Genomic DNA, 18,226 nt, shown 5'->3' on the forward strand with positions numbered 1-18,226 from the left:
CTATTTTATAGGTAGTACAAAATTAAACCTTTAATATGATAAAAGTCATATTTTTCTTAACAATCGTTTAGCAATTTTGTATCAGGTAAAATGAGCAAAGTTATGGACACACACCACTGTTTCCATTGTGGTTTAGATATTGTAAAATCAGAAGAAATTATTTTTGAAGAGAAAGTTTTTTGTTGCAACGGATGTAAAACCGTATACGAAATTTTCAGTGTCAATGATTTAACCTGTTATTACGATTTTGAGAAATCACCTGGAACAACTCCAATAGAAACTATTGGCAAATATGATTTTTTAGACAATGAAAGTATTGTATCAAAACTTTTGGAATTTCAAGAAAATTCAACCGAAATTATTTCACTTCACATTCCTCATATTCATTGCAGTTCGTGTATTTGGATTTTGGAAAATCTACAACGTCTTCAGGAAGGAATAAGTAGTTCACAAGTAAATTTTCCCGAAAAGAAAGTCAGAATTACATATGATCCAGAAAAAACTTCTCTTAAGCAAATAGTTCTTTTGTTAAATTCTATTGGTTACGAACCGTATATAAGTTTAGAAAATTACGAAACTGGTAGGCGAAACATAGATCGAAGTTTAACCTACAAAATTGGTGTTGCTTTCTTTTGTTTTGGGAATATTATGCTGCTTTCATTTCCTGAATATTTTGAGGTTAAAGAATTTTGGATCGATCAGTACAAAGGTTTTTTTAGATGGTTGATTTTTGCCATTTCGCTTCCTTCCTTTTTCTATTCTGCTAGCGGTTATTACGTCGCAGCTTGGAAAAGTCTGAAATCGGGTTTGCTAAATATCGAAATTCCAATTGCTTTAGGAATTGTTGTCATGTTTGTAAGAAGCACAGTTGATATAGTATTTGATTACGGTCAAGGTTTTTTTGACAGCATGTGCGGATTGATTTTCTTCATGCTTCTCGGAAAATTGTTTCAGCAGAAAACCTATGATTTTCTATCGTTTGAACGCGACTATAAATCGTATTTTCCAATTGCAGTAACTAAAATTTTACCAAGTGGAGCAGAAGTTGCCGTTTCAGTTTATGATATTGAAAAAGGCGACCGATTACTAATTCGAAATCAAGAGTTAATTCCGGTAGATGGAATCTTAATTTCCGAAAAAGCATCGTTGGATTATAGTTTTGTTTCAGGTGAAGCTATTCCAATTGATAAAAAATCTGGCGATAAAGTCTTCGCTGGTGGAAAGCAATTGGGTAAAGTTGTCGAAATCGAAGTCCTTTTTTCAGTTTCTCAAAGTTATCTAACCCAGTTGTGGAGCAACGATATTTTTCAGAAAAAAGTGGAGGTGCAGTACAAAACCATCACCGATACCATCAGTCGTTATTTCACGCCAGTACTTTTAATTTTAGCTGTTATTTCATTTACATATTGGATTTTTATAGATGTAAATAGTGCATTTAATGTTTTCACTGCAATTCTTATTGTAGCTTGTCCATGTGCGTTAGCTTTAACCGCGCCATTTACATTAGGTAATGTTTTGCGAATTATGGGTAACCGAAAATTGTACTTAAAAAATGCAACAGTTATCGAGCAATTAGCAAAAGTTGACACCATAGTTTTCGATAAAACAGGAACGATTACAACTCATAAAAAGTCGTCAATTGTAATGGAAGGAACCTTTTCTGAAGACGAATTAGCACTAGTAAAAAATGTGCTTCGTGGTTCGAATCATCCATTAAGTAGAAGATTGTATGATTTTCTTCCATTTGTGAAGCAACTTAAAGTGGATGATTTTAAAGAATTAACTGGTCAAGGAATTCAAGGAACTATTGATGGTAAAATTATCAAAATTGGTTCAGCATCTTTCGTCGAATTTGAAGATACTAATAATTTAAAGCAGACTATTGTTCATTTAAGTATCGATTCAAAACACGTTGTAAAATTTATTTTCAACAATCAATACCGTGACGGATTAGAATTACTTTTTCAAAATTTAGATCGAACGTATCAATTGAAAGTGCTTTCTGGTGATAATGATGGCGAACGTGCTGCACTTGAACAATTACTTCCAAAAAATACCGAACTTATTTTCAATCAAACACCAGAACAAAAGTTAGAATTCATCAAAAATCTTCAAAAAGAAGGCAAGAATGTGATGATGGTTGGAGATGGTTTAAACGATGCCGGAGCTTTGGCACAGAGTAATATCGGAATTTCAATTTCAGAAAATGTAAATGTATTTTCACCCGCTTGCGACGGAATTTTAGACGCATCTCAATTCGAAAAAATAGGCTTCTTTTTGAACTTTTCTAAGAATGCCATGCGAACCATTTACATGAGTTTCGGTATTTCATTACTCTATAATGTTGTTGGATTAAGTTTTGCAATTTCCGGAAATTTATTGCCAATTGTTGCTGCCATCATAATGCCATTAAGCACGATTACAATTGTAAGTTTTGTAACTCTAATGAGTAATTATTATGCTAGAAGTCAGAAATAGTAATTTAAAATTCAAATATGATATTTATCATTTTTTGAACAAAATAGCAACGGTAACTTTGCTTACACAATTAGAGGTATGAGTGTCATTTATTTATTAATATCCATCAGTATAGTAGTAGCAATTGGGTTCTTCATAGCCTTTATAATTGCTGTCAAAACAGGTCAGTACGACGACGATTATACGCCATCGGTCAGGATGCTTTTTGACGACGAACTAAAATCAGTAAACCCAAAAGAAATTAAACACCCAAAAGTAAAACAGAATTAATTATGGAAGTACAACAGTTTTATTATGATAACAAAATTGTTAAAAAATTCATCTATGCCACAATAGTTTTTGGTGTAGTGGGTATGACAGTCGGACTTTTAGTAGCCTTATTTTTCTTATTTCCCAATCTTACCGATGGTATTTCATGGTTGAGTTTTGGACGATTAAGACCATTACACACCAACGCTGTAATTTTTGCATTTGTTGGAAACGCTATGTTTGCCGGAATTTATTACAGCTTACAACGTTTGTTAAAAGCCAGAATGTTCAGCAATTTTTTAAGCAATCTTCATTTTTGGGGATGGCAATTAATTATTGTTGCAGCCGCAGTTTCTTTACCATTAGGTTACAGCACATCGAAAGAATATGCCGAATTGGAATGGCCAATAGATATTGCAATTGCATTAATCTGGGTAGTTTTTGGTATCAACATGATTGGTACAATTCTTAAAAGAAGAGAACGTCATTTGTATGTTGCAATTTGGTTTTATCTAGCAACATTCATCACAATTGCGGTTTTGCATATTTTCAATAGCTTGGCACTTCCCGTTTCTTTGATGAAAAGTTACTCGGTTTATGCAGGAGTTCAAGACGCTTTGGTACAATGGTGGTACGGTCATAATGCTGTTGCTTTTTTCCTTACAACACCATTTTTAGGATTAATGTACTATTTTATTCCTAAAGCCGCCAATCGTCCTGTGTATTCTTATCGATTATCAATTGTTCACTTTTGGTCGTTAATCTTCATTTATATTTGGGCTGGGCCGCATCATTTATTGTATTCTGCTTTGCCAAATTGGGCTCAGAATTTGGGAGTTGTTTTCTCAATTATGTTAATTGCGCCTTCTTGGGGTGGAATGATCAACGGATTATTAACCTTACGCGGAGTTTGGGATAAAGTACGTGTAGAACCAGTTTTAAAGTTTTTCGTTGTAGCAATTACAGGTTACGGAATGGCAACTTTTGAAGGTCCAATGTTATCTTTAAAAACCTTTAACGGAATAACACATTTCACCGATTGGATTATTGCTCACGTACATGTTGGCGCATTAGCCTGGAACGGTTTTATGGCTTTTGGAATGATTTATTGGTTAATTCCGCGAATGAGCAAAGGCAAATTGTATTCAACAAAATTAGCCAACTTCCATTTTTGGATTGGAACACTGGGAATCATTTTGTACGCGCTTCCAATGTATGTTGCAGGTTTTGTTCAAGCATCGATGTGGAAACAATTCAATCCAGATGGAACATTAACTTATGGAAATTTCCTTGAAACGGTAAAAGAAATTATTCCAATGTATTGGATGCGTGCCATCGGCGGTACATTATATCTCATAGGAATGTTTGTTTTGGTATACAATATTATCAAAACTGTTAGAGCAAATGCTACAATCGAAGACGAATTGGCAGAAGCACCAGCGTTACAAAAAATTAGCACAAGCCGAATTAAAGGTGAAAAATTCCATCCTTGGTTAGAAAGAAAACCAATTCAATTAACCATTTTGGCAACGGTTGCAATTTTAATTGGTGGTATCATCCAAATTGTACCAACGATTATGGTGAAATCTAATATTCCAACAATTTCAAGTGTAAAGCCCTACACTCCATTGGAATTAGAAGGACGTGATTTATACATTCGAGAAGGTTGTGTCGGTTGTCATTCGCAAATGGTTCGTCCGTTTAGAAGTGAAGTCGAGCGTTATGGTCCGCAATCCAAAGCTGGAGAATTTGTGTACGATCATCCATTTCTTTGGGGTTCTAAACGTACTGGTCCAGATTTATTACGAGTAGGAGGAAAGTATAACGATAATTGGCATTTCAATCATTTTTGGGATCCACAAAGTATATCTTCAGGTTCTATAATGCCAAGTTACAAATGGTTGTACGATAATGAGCCGATGGATATTTCGGATATTGAAACCAAACTAAAAGCTATGCGTGAACTTGGCGTTCCTTATACCGATTATGAAATTGCAAATGCTAAAAAGTTAATCCAAATTCAATCACAAGAAATAGAAGACAACTTACATTCTGATCCTGATTTTGTAAAAAGTTACGACAACAGTAAGAAAAAAGCTGCCGCAAATGGTGAACAATTTGTTCCCATGAGAGAACGAGAAATTGTAGCATTGATAGCTTACGTGCAACGATTAGGAACCGATATTAAAGTTAAAAATAATAGTAAAAAGTAAAGTCATGTTTGAACAAATAAAACACAATATGGAAACCATTGCAGGAGTTGCATTCTATCCAATAACGTCATTATTAATCTTCTTTTTCTTTTTTGTTGGACTTGCCATTTGGGTTTTTTCTTATAAAAAAGAAAAGATAGAAGAGTTGAGTAATCTTCCATTAAAAGACAATTTACACGACTAATTTAATACTGCAAACAATGAAAAAAATACTTCCAGCATTCGTTAGAGTTCCATTGATTTTTATTTCAGTTTTTGGCGCTATGGAATATTTTATTGACTCTGGAGATACGCCAGCGTTCATAAAATTTCCAATGGTTTCTGTCTTTTTATTGGTATTTCTATTTCTGTTGATAGCAATCGAAATCACTGTTAGTGCTGTTGATAATGTGATGTATCAAATAATGACAGACGAGCAGAAAAAAGTTGTCGATGACGTAAATGCAATTCCAATTACCGAATCAGAATGGTATAAAAAATTGATGATAGCATTAACAAAATCGGAACCTTTAGAAAATGAAGGACAACTTTTGTTGCAACATGATTACGACGGAATTAAAGAATTGGATAACAATTTGCCTCCGTGGTGGGTGTATCTTTTTTACGGAACGATTGCTTTTGCAGCCATTTACTTAATTCGATTTGAAATATTTGATGGCGATAACCAGGAAATGGAATTGAAAAAAGAAATTGCTCAAGCCAAAATTGATGTAGCAGAATATTTGAAAAATGCACCAGATTTGATGGACGAAGAGAAAGTTACTCAATTAACAGAACCTGCAGATATTGCGTCAGGAAAAGACATTTTTACCAAAAATTGCATTCCGTGTCACAGAGCAGATGCTGGTGGACAAATTGGTCCAAATCTTACCGATGAGTATTGGATTTTAGGTGGTGGAATTAAGAATATTTTTCACACACTAGAACATGGTGGTCGCGATGGAAAAGGAATGGTTTCTTGGAAAGGAACTTTAAAACCTAAAGAAATGCAACTTGTAGCGAGCTATGTACTTTCATTAAAAGGTAGTAATCCCAAAGATCCAAAAGCACCTGATGGTGAAGTTTGGATTGATCCGAATGCAAAAAGTGGCACTGTAAAATTAGACAGTACCAAAGTAAAATAAAAGAAATTATGTCTGATAATAACGAAGACGACGCTTTTAGAGATTCCATTGGAACCATTGATGAAAAAGGAAAACGAAAGTTTATTTTTCCGAAAAAACCCAAAGGAAAGTTGTATGAATACAGAAAATATGTAAGCTACTTTTTACTTGCAATTTTGGTTGCCAATCCGTTTATAAAAATCAACGGAAACCAATTCATGCTTTTTAATGTTTTGGAACGTCGCTTCAATATTTTTGGATTTCCTTTTTGGCCACAAGACTTCTATCTTTTTGTGATTTCGATGATAATAGGAGTAGTGTTTGTAATACTTTTTACAGTAGTTTTTGGAAGGATTTTCTGCGGATGGATTTGTCCGCAAACTATTTTTCTGGAAATGGTTTTCAGACGAATTGAATATTGGATTGACGGCGATAGAGGTTCGCAAGTTCGATTGGATAAACAAGAATGGAATGCAGAAAAAATTGGAAAACGTACTCTAAAATGGATATTGTTTTTTATAATTTCTTTTTTAATTGCTAATGTTTTTCTGGCGTATGTTATTGGTAGTGCTGCTCTTTATTTAATGATTGAAGAAGGTCCAATTAACCAATCAAGTAATTTCATTGCATTATTAATTTTCACTGGAGTTTTTTACTTCGTATTCGTTTGGTTTCGTGAGCAAGTTTGCATCATTGCTTGTCCGTATGGTCGTTTGCAAGGTGTACTTTTAGATAACAAATCCATAAATGTAGCCTACGATTTTGTTCGTGGTGAAAAAGAAACTGGTCGTGCCAAATTTAATAAACAAGAAGACCGAGCAAGTTCTGGCAAAGGCGATTGTATTGATTGCAAGCAATGTGTACATGTTTGCCCAACCGGAATCGACATCCGAAACGGAACACAATTAGAATGCATCAATTGCACCGCATGCATTGATGAATGCGATACCATTATGGACAGTGTTGGTTTGCCGAAAGGTTTAATTAGATATGCATCGGAAGATGAAATCGAGAAAAAAGCGCCTTTTAAATTCACCACTCGCATGAAAGGTTACACGGCAGTTTTAGGAATTTTAATTGCAGTTTTTGTGGGATTATTGTTTTTACGAAACGATGTAGAAGCGACTATTTTACGGTTGCCAGGACAATTGTTTCAGCATAAAGGAGATAAAATCAGTAATGTTTTTACTTATAAAATTGTGAATAAAACGGTTAAGGATTACAACGATATTCATCTTGAAATTATTTCTCATCAAGGTGAAATCAAGAAAGTAGGAAACCAGCATTTTAAATTGATCAAACAAGGAATTTCTGAAGGAACGATATTTATCGAAATTAAGGAATTTCAGTTGGACAGCGACAATACAAAATTGCAAATTGGTGTTTATGACGGTAAAAATTTGTTGGAAACTACCACTACAAATTTTCTGGCACCAAGAACATTTAATTAAAAAAAATGAAATTATGAAACTAAATTGGGGTACTTCAATTGTTATAGCATTTGCATTATTCATGACGTTTATATTATATTTTGTTTATACCGTTCAAACCAATTCCAAATACGATAACGATTTGGTCGTGGAAGAATATTACAAACACGATGCGCATTTTCAAGACGAATTGGATAAAATCCAAAATGCTCACGATTTGGCAGAAAAGCCAACAATTATTAAATCAATAGATGGAATTTTAGTGACTTTTCCAACACTATATAATCCAAATAACATCAAAGGAAAAGTGTCTCTTTATAGATCGTCTAACAAAAAGCTCGATTTCGAAATACCTATTTCGATTTCAAATGCTACTTTGCTCATACCTAATAAAAGTTTGGTAGGCGGTCTTTGGGACATTTCTTTAGAATGGAATTACAACGGAAAAGAATACATCAGTAAAGAAACTATATATTTTTAAAATGCTTTATTCTGCTTTTATTTTTGGATTGATTAGTAGTTTGCACTGCATCGGAATGTGCGGACCAATTGCCATGATGTTACCAGTTGATCAGAAAAATCAAGCTAAAAAAGTCACTCAAATTCTAATGTACCATTTCGGAAGAATTTCAGCTTATGGCTCTATAGGTTTGATTTTCGGATTGTTAGGCAAAGGTTTTTTTCTGGCAGGTTTACAACAGCAAATGTCAATAATTGCCGGAATTTGCATGATACTAATTGTTGTTATACCAACCCAGTTGTTCTCAAAATTTAATTGCTCTAGACCAATTTTCAGTGTAATTTCTAAAATAAAATCAAAGTTAGGAAAACAGTTTAAAAGCAAAGGTTATCGATCACTTTTCATAATCGGTTTACTTAATGGTTTTTTACCTTGCGGCATGATTTACGCTGCTTTATTTGGCGCAATTGCTATGCAAAGTGCTACTTTAGGAAGTTTGTACATGCTACTTTTTGGATTAGGAACCATTCCATTAATGAGTAGCGTACTTTATTTTAATTCTTTTTTGTCGCTACCAATTCGTAATAAAATTCAGAAAGTCATTCCGCTTGTTGCATTTTCTATTGGCGTTTTATTTATACTTCGCGGTTTGGGTTTGGGTATTCCTTATGTTTCACCGTCGACGGTAAGTTTGTTTGTTCAATCGACTCCCAATTGCCATTAAAATAACAAGTATAAAAGTAACCCATCAATTGAATTTGATGGGTTTTTCTTGTTATACGGTCATGGAAAACAGCTGTGTTTCTGGTTTTTTTCGCTTTAATCGTAAATCGAAAGCCATACAGATATTTCGAACAAATGGTTTTCCTTTTTCGGTTACAACCAATTTTTCATCTTCAATTTTTAGTAAATCATCAGTAATCATTTCGGATAAATCTTCTAAAACTTCTGTAATTTCAATAAAATAATTAGCTTCATTTTCCCATGAGGTTTCAAATTGACACATCAAATTTAAAATATGTTTTCTAATAATTAGATCTTCTTCGTTTAATAAATGTCCTTTCACAACAGGTAGTTTATCCCATTCTAAAATTTGATAATAATCTTCAATATTTTTTACATTTTGAGCAAATCCGTACCAACTGTCGCTGATGGAAGAAACACCAAGACCAATCATAAGTTGTGTTTTTGATGCGCTGTAACCCATAAAATTCCGATGTAGTTTTTTGTTTTTAAATGCTTCGTAGAGTGCGTCACTTGGTAGTGCAAAATGATCCATACCAATTTCGAAATAGCCATTTTTGAACAGTAATTGCTTTCCAGTTTCATACAAAATACGTTTTTCATCATCTTTTGGAAGATCATCTTCTTTAAATCCGCGTTGTCCGTTGCCTTTTATCCAAGGAACATGTGCATAACTGTAAAATGCAATGCGATCAGGTTGCAAGGATTTGGTTTTTTCAATGGTATCGATCACATCGTCAATATTTTGAAATGGTAAACCAAAAATAATGTCGTGTCCGATAGATGTATAGCCAATTTCTCTTGCCCAATAAGTCACTTTGGCCACATTTTGAAACGGCTGAATTCTATGAATAGCCGATTGGACTTTTTCTGAATAATCCTGAACGCCAAAACTTACGCGTCGAAATCCTAAACTAAATAATTTTTCTAAGTGTTCTTTAGTTGTATTGTTGGGATGACCTTCAAAACTCATTTCACAATTAGGATGTTTCTGAGCATAAGAAAATATTCCATTTATTAAATCTTCTAAATTTTTATTAGAAAAGAATGTTGGTGTTCCGCCACCAAGATGAATTTCTTTGATAATTGGGCGTTCATTTAATACTTTGCAATACAAATTCCATTCTTTTAAAACTGCTTTTATATAGGTATTTTCGACTTCATAATTTTTTGTAATTCGCTTGAAACATCCGCAAAAAGTGCACATGCTTTCGCAAAACGGAAGATGAATATATAAACTAATCCCTTCTTTGGAATTACTTTCTTTAAATGATTTCTGCAACGATTCGACCCAACTTTGGTAACTAAAACTAGTTTCGTCCCAATACGGAACTGTTGGATAACTGGTATATCTTGGTCCAGGAATATTGTACTTGTTTACTAGTGAAGTGTTCATGATTATAACAATTTGTTCTTCAAAAGTAAATTTTCGACTACTCATTAAAAATGATAATTATCATAAAAAAAGGAACTACTTTTAAATAGTTCCTTTTTTCAGTATTTATTAACAGCTATTCAGCTCGTGTACCATTTCGTTGGTCATAGACAGAAAGTTGGAAAATCTCTATGTTCTAAATGCTGTTGCGCCAACTTGGCAAATCAATAGTAGTTGAGTTGCTCTACTTTGTAAATTTAGTTGCATCTAGATGATAATTTGTTATGTTATTAATTATTAAACTTACATTTTTCCCACAAAAAAAATGGATGAAATTGCTCTCATCCATTTAAAATTTATTTTTTAAAAATTATTTAAAGTTTAAAACATTCACGAGTGACATTTTATCTAAACCTATTGTTCTTGCGAAAACTAAACGTTTACTATCTGGCATATAATCAATCAACTGATTTACATATACGTTTCTATCTCGATCAGGATCTTCATAATTAGTAAAACTTAAAATATCGTTTGCATTTCTTGTAAAATCTGGTTTCAATGCATAAAACGAATAGTAATGACCTGTGTTTATGTAATAAGTTCCTTTAATATTTATCAATCCAAAGGCATCGCTTGCTACAATTTCTGAAGCATTGTCGGTTACTAATTTGGTACTAGATTTAATAATTCCTTCATTTGATAAAACAAATACATTTGCCAATTCATAGCGGAATTTCGGATTAAAAAATGCTTGTGAATTCATTGTTCCGTCAGGATTTTTAGCATCAATTTCAGTTTTTGCTTGCGTAAACAAATGCATTTCGTTGCTTTGAAGCACAATGTTTTTGAATTCAACCTCTTTTAATTTTTTCAAATTTGAAAATTCTGAAACTTTATTATTTTGAAGTATTTTACCTGATGTTAAATCGTAGAACATCAATTTGTCGAATTCTCCCGAACGAGCTCCTTTAATAGGATAGTTAAAGGCAATAAGATAATCCTGAACACCAATGTTTACTAATTTTGGCTGTTGTAATTTTACTGCTTCTTCAAATGTTTTATTTTCTTGATTGTCGGCAGTTACAATAGTTAAGTAATTGTCTAGTTTCCATCCTTTAGCAGAACGAACAAGTACAATTTTTCCGGAGTTTGAAACCGAATGAAATTCAGTATAATATTTATCCTCAAACGATACTTCTTTTTGCCAAACCACTTCTAGTGAATTGGCATCCAAAACTAGTAAAAGATTGACTTCTGGTTCTTCTTTTGCTCTGTATTTGGTACATCGGATAGCAATATAATTTCCGTTAGCCGATTTTTGCATGTGTACATTTGCTGCTTTTCCAAGAGACAAAATTGGGTAAGTTGCTAGTACAGTTGTTGAAATAGCATTGGTTTTTTTATCAAATGTAAGTTTAGAAATATCTGTTTTTTTCGATTTATTTGAATAACTTTCTACAAAAACACTTGCCTTACCAGTATTGCTTACCGAAGTTCCTAGAACATTATGTAATGTTCCAATATCAAATTTTGGAAAATCTTGTTTTACCGTATTAATCAATTGATTTTTTTGGTCAAATTTTCTAACAATCATTCTGTTACCAGGCATCATTCCGGTAACATTCATAGTAGTTAACAGATACGTATTGTAATTGTCGTTTAAAACAAATTCAGGATTTGATTCGCCTTTTACATCATAGTCAAATGACGCACCGAATTCAAACTTGTATTGAGAAAATGAAAGTTGAGAAAATGCAAACAATACAAATAAAGCTATTTTTTTCATCTTATTTTGTACTGTAAATTATATTTTCTAATCCTTTTAATTCATTCTCATCATCATAAGATAACTTGATGTTAACTAAGTTTTCTTGTAGTTCGTTAAGGTATTTTTCAGCATCAGCTTTTTTACCCATTGCTACATTCAAATGAATTAAATTGAAGTAAATGAATTTGGCAATTTTAGAATTTAAGTCTGCTTTTGGGTTTTTATATTCAATTTTAGTTAAAGTATTCAACCAAATATCAATTCCTTTTTGTAATCCAGCAGTTGCAGCAGCATTGATTGCAGCATTTTCTGGCTGCATTTTTTTGATGTTTGTTGTAACATAAATATCTGCTTTTTCTAAATCGTCGTATTTACCTTTGTTTTTAACGCTTTTTAAGGTAACGGCAGTATTTACAGTTTGAAAAGCAAAGTTGTCATCCAAATAGTTATTCAAAAATGCAATTACTTTATTCAAATGGTTTTTTTCTTCCAACGGTTTGTTGATATTATTAGTTGGATATGAAGAAATCATTGTAAAATCTTCGAAAAATGTTTTATTAATTTTCTCAACACCATTTACTTTTACAATAAGTTTTGTTGGTTGATTTGCAAATGATTGTCCAGCGTTATCTTGAAATTTAACGTCTTTGATATCAACTTTAATGTCAACATAATTGCTTTCTTTATTGAAACCTTTAATGTTTATTTGCGTAGCCAAAACATTATTATCTACAATGATGTAGTCGTTTAGGTTTGGATCTCTATAAACTGGCGGTTGAGGTTTGTAATATACTGGTTTTGTTGGTGTAACCATTTTAGGGTTTTTACCTTGTTCTGTCATTGACAATCGCTCTAAAAGTGTTAACTTCTTGAAATCAGCCGACTCAGTTGCATATTTTTCTTTAGCATTTATTACTTCTTGATCGTAATCTTTTAATTTTTGTTGAAATTCAACTTCACTTGCTTTTACAACATTGTCGTATTCAGCAATTGCTTTTTTGTGATCGTCTTTTGATCTTTGAATAACATCTTCCGACTTTAAGTTGTATGGTGATGTTACTGTTACTTTATAGCTTCTGTTTGCCTCATCAATAAGGATTTTTGGAGCTTTTAAAGATTTTAAATAAACAATTTCAGATGAAATACTTTGTGCATTTACCGAAATAGTAAAAAATGTAATTAGTACTAGTAATGTTTTAACTTTCATTGTTTTAAATTTTATTTTTGCAAATATAGTCTTTTAATTTATTTATTGAAATTTTAATGATTTGATAAATAATGAGTTTGCTTTTTTCTAATTTATTTAAGCAAAAAAAAACTCACTTAAAAAGTGAGTCTTTGTTTTATTTATTCAGTTCGCGAATTTGTTTTAACTTGTCTTTCCAAGAAACCAATTCTTCCTTGTGTTTTGCAATTGTTTTTCGAACTTCAGTTACAATTGAATTTTCTTTCTTAGCATTTTTGGTGTTTTGAAAGAACTGTATGTTATTTTCCAACTGAAAAATTTCATTTTGAACTTCCTCAATCTTACGCATGATGAAAATTTTCTCACCATCTATCTTTCTAGAATCGTCGCCAATAGTATCTAGTTTATTAGCGAAACGCATTTTATCAGTATCTTTTTTGCTTAAGCTCAATTTTTCAAATAATGCGTCTAGAATTTTATTGAATTTACCTTCAATATGTCTTCTGTTAAAAGGAACTCTACCTAATGCTTTCCAAGCCTCAATGTGAGCTTTTATAGCATCTAAATCGGTTTTATGATCGCCTATAAGTTCAAAAGAACGCAAGTTTTCTAAATATTCTTTTTTCTTTTCAAAAGCAGCAACTTCTTCGCTATCTTCTTCTTTTTTACTGTTTTTTAAACGCTCAAAATAATGATTGCAAGCTGCTCTAAATTCATTCCATAAAGCATCTGAAAATTTTCTTGGCACGTGACCAACAAGTTTCCACTCTTCTTGAATTTGTTTCATCATTGCCGTTGTTCCAACAAAGTCTTCGCTATCTTTAAGCTCATTTGCTTTAGCAACTAAAGCTTGTTTCTTGCTTAAATTATCGTTTTGATCTTTTTTAATGTCTTTATAAAATGAATTTTTCAAAACATTGAAATCACGAACTGAAGTTTTGAATCGTGCCCAAGTTGCTTCGTTCACATCACTTGGAACTTTTCCTGTTGCAAAAAATTCTTCTCTTAAAGCTTCTACCTTTACAATTTGGTTTAACCAAGCTTGGTGCGAATCTACTTTTTCTTTGGCCAATGCTTCCAATTGTTCAATTATAGCATTTTTCTTTACCAAATTATCGCCTTCAACTGCTCTAAAACTTTCAAAATAAGCTTCGCGTTGGTCGTGCATTTGCTTAGTCAATTCACTAAAACGTTTCCAAATTTCGTCACGATGTTCTCTCGAAACTGGACCAATATCTTCTTTCCAAATTTTGTGTAAATCTTGTAATTCTCTAAACGCTTTATTCGAGTCAGTTTCGTTTACCAATTCTTCAACACGCGCAATAATTTTTAATTTTAAATCCAGGTTGTGTTTAAAATCAATGTCTCTAGCTTCTCTATCAAGGTGTAAGAAATCATAAAAATTTTCAACATGAAAATGGTAGTTATTCCACACGTGGTTGTACTTGTCTTTCGGAATCGGACCAGCATTTTTCCAACGTTCTCTGATGTCATTTAATTGCTTCAAAGACGAAGCTATATTTTCTGGCGAATGAATTAAATTTTTCAATTCTTCTACAATTGCCAATCGATTTTCTAAATTCTGCTGTAAGTTGGTTTGCAGTGATTTAAAATGGGTATTTTTCTTTTCTCTGTATTGATTGTATAGTCCGTCAAACTTAGCTTTTAGTGGAAAGTTGTACTGAAATTCCTCTGTTGTATCCGGGTTTTCAAGTTTAAATTCCTCTTTTTTCTCATCAATAAAATGATAATATTTAGATAAAAACGCTTTCTTGATTTCTTCAACGTGTTCTCTTACCGACATTACTTTGTCAACAACCACAAGAGCTTCCAAAGCTTCAACCAATTTTTCCATTGGCAATGCTTCATAATCTTCCATCGGAATATCGTGTCTGCCTTTCAACGTTTCGTCTTCACTCTCTTCGGCATTCACATTTGCAATTTCGTTAACAGCGTGGTTGCTTTCGTTCTGAATTTCAAACGTATCATCAGCAACTTGTGCATCTGTAAGTTCAATAATGTTGTCAATCGTTGCAGTTTTATGTTCCACAACAATTGGTTCAGCTTCTGTTTCAACAGTTTCAACTGCAGCGTCGGTTTCAACTTCAGTTGCACTTTCTTCAACAATCGCTACTTCGGCATCTGCTTCAGCAATTGCTTCAACATCTTGATTTTCAATCTGAATCGTTTCTTGTGATTCATTTTTTACGTTTCCATCTGCTGCGTTTTCATCCGCTTGCAGGTTATCATTCTTTTCTTCTAACATTTTATAAATGTGTGAGGTTATACAATTTAAGGTGCGAAAGATAGTAAAGTGTCGCCACAAATCAAAAAAAAACCAAGAGAATCAATGATTTCTACAGTTTATTTTTTTACAGAAGCCAATGTTTTGGGATTTGCTAATTGTGGTAATTCCTGCTTTCCATTACAATCATTTTTAATTTACTTGGGTTAAAATTAAAACCAATTAAAAATGATTTTCACTGCAATCAGGGCTAGACAGCGGTTGTATTGCCTATTTATTCCAAATTTTCCATGCCTTTTCAGCTTGTAAAACTAGCATTTCGTAACCATTTTTAATCACTGCACCTTTTTTACTAGCTTTCTTTAAAAACTGCGTAATTTCGGGATTATAAATTAAATCAAATGCAAGGTGTTTGTCGGTAAAAAAATCATAAGGAATTGGTGGAAATTCTTTTACATTTGGATGCGTACCAAGTGGTGTGCAGTTGATGATAATGTGATAATTGTCGAATGTTGTAGCATTCAGTCTATCGTAACCAATGGTTTTTTCAGAGGCATCTCTTGAAACAAACGTGTAAAAAATATCCAATTCGTTTAATGCAAATGCAACAGCTTTGGCTGCACCACCAGTTCCAAGAATTAGTGCTTTTTTATGATGGGGTTGCAACAACGGTTCTAATGATTTTTTAAATCCATACCAATCGGAATTGTAGCCTTTTAGATTTCCTTTTTTAGTAAATCGAATTACGTTTACGGCTCCAATTTTAAACGCTTTTTCCGACAACGTATCTAGAAATGGAATTATGGCTTCTTTATACGGAATTGTAACATTCAAACCTTTTAAGTCTGGATTATTTTTTAAAATTGTTGGAAATTCTTCTATTGTTGGAATCTCAAAATTTTCGTACGTAAAATCGTCAAATAAATCGGCCGAGAATTTTTCAGTAAAATATTTTTTAGAAAAAGAATAGGATATTTCTTTTCCTACCAATCCGAATTTTTTATTGTTTGGTTGCATCTATAATTATTGGAAGTAAAAATGTGCATCTCACAGTTTTGCTGTTTTGCATTGCTGGTTTCCATTTAGGCATTTTTTTTACTATTTCAATTGCCATTTTTCCGGTGTTGTAGCCACAATCACGAATAATTTTCACATCGGATAATGAACCATCTTTTTCTACGATTAAAGATGCATAAACTTTACCTTTTATTTCATTCTCTATCATTTCGTCAGAGTACTTTAAGTTTTTTGAAATAAATAAGTTCATCTTTTCGGTTCCACCAGGAAATTCAGGTTTTACTTCGATTCCTGCTACATTGTAAATTTCATTTCCAACTTCCTCTACTACATATTGATTACGACTTTCATTAGGAGCTTCTAGTGTTGCATCATTGTCATAATCGTTTAGCTTTACTGTAGTTATTTTTTCTTCTACTGTTGGTTCTACCTTAACAACTTCTTTAGTTTGCTTTTTTGTAGACTCCGTTACTTTATTTTGTGCCAAAGAAATGGTGCAAAGTAATAACAATGATACAAAGCTTATCTTTTTCATAATTATTTTAGGTGCTTGTTAATAAAGTTCTGTACTTTCTTTCTTGCCCAAACCACTGGAAACAATTCTTCAAGAATCGCTTTGTTTTCAGAACTTTGTCTTAACCCATTGGCTAGGTGAAAGCTACCTTTTTTATCATCGCTTAGACTAAAATATAATCCTGCAAGTCGGTATTCTATTTCAAATTGCTCAGGGAAAAATTCGGTTGCACGAAGCAAAGTTTGTACAGCCATTTCGAATTCGCCAAGAAACTGTAAAATATCAACCCAATTGATCCAAGTTTCTAAACTTTCATCGCCAAATTCTACAGCCTTTTTATATCCAAATTCAGCTTCTTCATAAAAATTCATGGCTTTATTTATGGCGGCATAGCGTTTCCAATAGGCGCGATTCTGGTTGTCTATTTCTAAAGCTTTGTTAACGTAATAAAGTCCTTTTTGGAAGTTTTTCAATCGTACATAAAAATCGGTTATGGCAATCCAACCTTTATCTAAAAGTGGATCTTCATGTACGGTTTGGTTGTAAAATTTTAATGCTTCTGCTTTATTTCCCAATCGTTCGTGGCATTTTCCAATTCGTAATAAGGCATACGATGTTGGATCGTCAAGATCGATCGTTCTTTGATAGTTTTCAATAGCTTCTTCATAACGTTTTAGTCGCTCTAAAGCTTTGCCATTTTCCATAAATGCGCCAACAAATTCGTCGTCGATATAAGTAGCATATTCAAAAGCGCGCACCGCATTTTCGTATTCTTTTAATCCATAATACAATCGTCCGGCTTGATGCCATGCAATTTCACTGTACGGATTTTTTTCGATGTACTGAAGTAAAAAGTCAATCGCTTGTTGGTTTTGATCTAAAAACTCATGACAATAGACCACGTTATATAAAGCCGTTTGGTCTTCGATATCTTCTTCAAGACATTTGATGAAATTACTTTTGGCTTGTTCTAAATTGTCCATAAAAAGATATTCCATTCCGATAAGATTGTAAACATCGGCAGGATCATCGGTATATCTCAAGGCTTCTTTTAAAAGTTCAACGGCTTTTTCGTGGTTGTCTCTTTTAGAATATATGTTGGCTTTTTGGATGTAAATTTCTTCGTTTGTAGGCTCAATGGCGTACAACTCGTTGAGCATTTTTTCGGCAATATCGAGTTTGTCATCAAACACTAGCATTTCTATTTGAACTAGTTTTAACCCTGTTGATTTAGGGTGTTGTTCTAGTGCAAGCTTGAGTGCTTTTTTGGCCAAATTGGCTTTTCCTGTATCTAGATAATGAAGAATAATTTCTTCAAACTCCTCTGAATCGAAAAACAAAACCTTATTGGTTTTTAGCATCGATTCGAACTTAGATAAGGATAAGTTGTAGTCTTCTTCTTCGTCGCTTAATTGCATACTATTTATGTATTGATTAGCTTAAA

General features: G+C 32.8%; 15 protein-coding genes. 8 read left to right on the plus strand and 7 right to left on the minus strand.

Annotated features, from left to right (window positions below):
- Nucleotides 1-102: 102 nt before the first annotated feature.
- From ACZ098_RS10760 to ACZ098_RS10795, 8 genes are all read left to right on the plus strand, one after another.
- On the plus strand, nucleotides 103-2,478 hold the full coding sequence (locus ACZ098_RS10760) for a heavy metal translocating P-type ATPase (protein WP_487311745.1): 2,376 nt from the start codon (nucleotides 103-105) through the stop codon (nucleotides 2,476-2,478).
- A 78-nt stretch (nucleotides 2,479-2,556) separates the two neighbouring features.
- Entirely contained in the window at nucleotides 2,557-2,748 is a 192-nt protein-coding gene (gene ccoS / locus ACZ098_RS10765; RefSeq protein ID WP_487311746.1) for a cbb3-type cytochrome oxidase assembly protein CcoS, read from the plus strand.
- Between the two features lie 2 nt (nucleotides 2,749-2,750).
- Nucleotides 2,751-4,940 carry a cytochrome-c oxidase, cbb3-type subunit I gene (gene ccoN, locus ACZ098_RS10770; protein ID WP_487311747.1) on the plus strand — a complete coding sequence of 730 codons (2,190 nt, stop codon included), beginning with the start codon at nucleotides 2,751-2,753 and terminating at the stop codon, nucleotides 4,938-4,940.
- Nucleotides 4,941-4,944: 4 nt separating this feature from the next.
- Nucleotides 4,945-5,124 (plus strand): cbb3-type cytochrome oxidase subunit 3, encoded by a 180-nt coding sequence (locus ACZ098_RS10775; RefSeq protein WP_487311748.1) that lies wholly within the window; start codon nucleotides 4,945-4,947, stop codon nucleotides 5,122-5,124.
- Between the two features lie 16 nt (nucleotides 5,125-5,140).
- Nucleotides 5,141-6,064 (plus strand): cbb3-type cytochrome c oxidase N-terminal domain-containing protein, encoded by a 924-nt coding sequence (locus ACZ098_RS10780; RefSeq protein ID WP_487311749.1) that lies wholly within the window; start codon nucleotides 5,141-5,143, stop codon nucleotides 6,062-6,064.
- A gap of 8 nt (nucleotides 6,065-6,072) precedes the next feature.
- Complete coding sequence (gene ccoG, locus ACZ098_RS10785) at nucleotides 6,073-7,494, plus strand: cytochrome c oxidase accessory protein CcoG (RefSeq protein ID WP_487311750.1); 1,422 nt, start codon at nucleotides 6,073-6,075, stop codon at nucleotides 7,492-7,494.
- 13 nt (nucleotides 7,495-7,507) lie between these two features.
- Nucleotides 7,508-7,954 (plus strand): FixH family protein, encoded by a 447-nt coding sequence (locus ACZ098_RS10790; protein WP_487311751.1) that lies wholly within the window; start codon nucleotides 7,508-7,510, stop codon nucleotides 7,952-7,954.
- Between the two features lies 1 nt (nucleotide 7,955).
- A complete protein-coding gene (locus tag ACZ098_RS10795) occupies nucleotides 7,956-8,657 on the plus strand; it encodes a sulfite exporter TauE/SafE family protein (RefSeq protein ID WP_487311752.1) in 702 nt (233 codons plus the stop codon).
- A gap of 51 nt (nucleotides 8,658-8,708) precedes the next feature.
- Here the strand turns inward: ACZ098_RS10795 and hemN are convergent, their stop codons facing one another.
- The 7 genes from hemN to ACZ098_RS10830 form a co-directional block, all read right to left on the minus strand.
- The gene (gene hemN / locus ACZ098_RS10800) at nucleotides 8,709-10,073 is read right to left on the minus strand and encodes an oxygen-independent coproporphyrinogen III oxidase (RefSeq protein WP_487311753.1); all 1,365 of its coding nucleotides are present in this window, start codon (nucleotides 10,071-10,073) and stop codon (nucleotides 8,709-8,711) included.
- A 349-nt stretch (nucleotides 10,074-10,422) separates the two neighbouring features.
- Complete coding sequence (locus tag ACZ098_RS10805; RefSeq protein ID WP_487311754.1) at nucleotides 10,423-11,838, minus strand: hypothetical protein; 1,416 nt, start codon at nucleotides 11,836-11,838, stop codon at nucleotides 10,423-10,425.
- A 1-nt stretch (nucleotide 11,839) separates the two neighbouring features.
- Nucleotides 11,840-13,027 carry a hypothetical protein gene (locus tag ACZ098_RS10810; RefSeq protein ID WP_487311755.1) on the minus strand — a complete coding sequence of 396 codons (1,188 nt, stop codon included), beginning with the start codon at nucleotides 13,025-13,027 and terminating at the stop codon, nucleotides 11,840-11,842.
- A gap of 136 nt (nucleotides 13,028-13,163) precedes the next feature.
- Nucleotides 13,164-15,272 carry a DUF349 domain-containing protein gene (locus ACZ098_RS10815; protein ID WP_487311756.1) on the minus strand — a complete coding sequence of 703 codons (2,109 nt, stop codon included), beginning with the start codon at nucleotides 15,270-15,272 and terminating at the stop codon, nucleotides 13,164-13,166.
- Between the two features lie 249 nt (nucleotides 15,273-15,521).
- The gene (locus ACZ098_RS10820; protein ID WP_487311757.1) at nucleotides 15,522-16,268 is read right to left on the minus strand and encodes a shikimate dehydrogenase family protein; all 747 of its coding nucleotides are present in this window, start codon (nucleotides 16,266-16,268) and stop codon (nucleotides 15,522-15,524) included.
- Complete coding sequence (locus tag ACZ098_RS10825) at nucleotides 16,252-16,803, minus strand: energy transducer TonB (RefSeq protein ID WP_487311758.1); 552 nt, start codon at nucleotides 16,801-16,803, stop codon at nucleotides 16,252-16,254. The genes ACZ098_RS10820 and ACZ098_RS10825 overlap by 17 nt, the downstream gene beginning before the upstream one ends.
- A 2-nt stretch (nucleotides 16,804-16,805) precedes the next feature.
- A complete protein-coding gene (locus ACZ098_RS10830) occupies nucleotides 16,806-18,200 on the minus strand; it encodes a tetratricopeptide repeat protein (protein ID WP_487311759.1) in 1,395 nt (464 codons plus the stop codon).
- Between the last annotated feature and the right edge of the window lie 26 nt (nucleotides 18,201-18,226).

This window comes from Flavobacterium sp. SP2 (genome assembly GCF_057626655.1).

Coding starts and splice junctions, on each gene's coding strand:
- ACZ098_RS10760 (WP_487311745.1), top strand. CDS start 103: ATGGACACACACCACTGTTTCCATTGTGGTTTAGATATTGTAAAATCA.
- ccoS (WP_487311746.1), top strand. CDS start 2,557: ATGAGTGTCATTTATTTATTAATATCCATCAGTATAGTAGTAGCAATT.
- ccoN (WP_487311747.1), top strand. CDS start 2,751: ATGGAAGTACAACAGTTTTATTATGATAACAAAATTGTTAAAAAATTC.
- ACZ098_RS10775 (WP_487311748.1), top strand. CDS start 4,945: ATGTTTGAACAAATAAAACACAATATGGAAACCATTGCAGGAGTTGCA.
- ACZ098_RS10780 (WP_487311749.1), top strand. CDS start 5,141: ATGAAAAAAATACTTCCAGCATTCGTTAGAGTTCCATTGATTTTTATT.
- ccoG (WP_487311750.1), top strand. CDS start 6,073: ATGTCTGATAATAACGAAGACGACGCTTTTAGAGATTCCATTGGAACC.
- ACZ098_RS10790 (WP_487311751.1), top strand. CDS start 7,508: ATGAAACTAAATTGGGGTACTTCAATTGTTATAGCATTTGCATTATTC.
- ACZ098_RS10795 (WP_487311752.1), top strand. CDS start 7,956: ATGCTTTATTCTGCTTTTATTTTTGGATTGATTAGTAGTTTGCACTGC.
- hemN (WP_487311753.1), bottom strand. CDS start 10,073: ATGAACACTTCACTAGTAAACAAGTACAATATTCCTGGACCAAGATAT.
- ACZ098_RS10805 (WP_487311754.1), bottom strand. CDS start 11,838: ATGAAAAAAATAGCTTTATTTGTATTGTTTGCATTTTCTCAACTTTCA.
- ACZ098_RS10810 (WP_487311755.1), bottom strand. CDS start 13,027: ATGAAAGTTAAAACATTACTAGTACTAATTACATTTTTTACTATTTCG.
- ACZ098_RS10815 (WP_487311756.1), bottom strand. CDS start 15,272: ATGTTAGAAGAAAAGAATGATAACCTGCAAGCGGATGAAAACGCAGCA.
- ACZ098_RS10820 (WP_487311757.1), bottom strand. CDS start 16,268: ATGCAACCAAACAATAAAAAATTCGGATTGGTAGGAAAAGAAATATCC.
- ACZ098_RS10825 (WP_487311758.1), bottom strand. CDS start 16,803: ATGAAAAAGATAAGCTTTGTATCATTGTTATTACTTTGCACCATTTCT.
- ACZ098_RS10830 (WP_487311759.1), bottom strand. CDS start 18,200: ATGCAATTAAGCGACGAAGAAGAAGACTACAACTTATCCTTATCTAAG.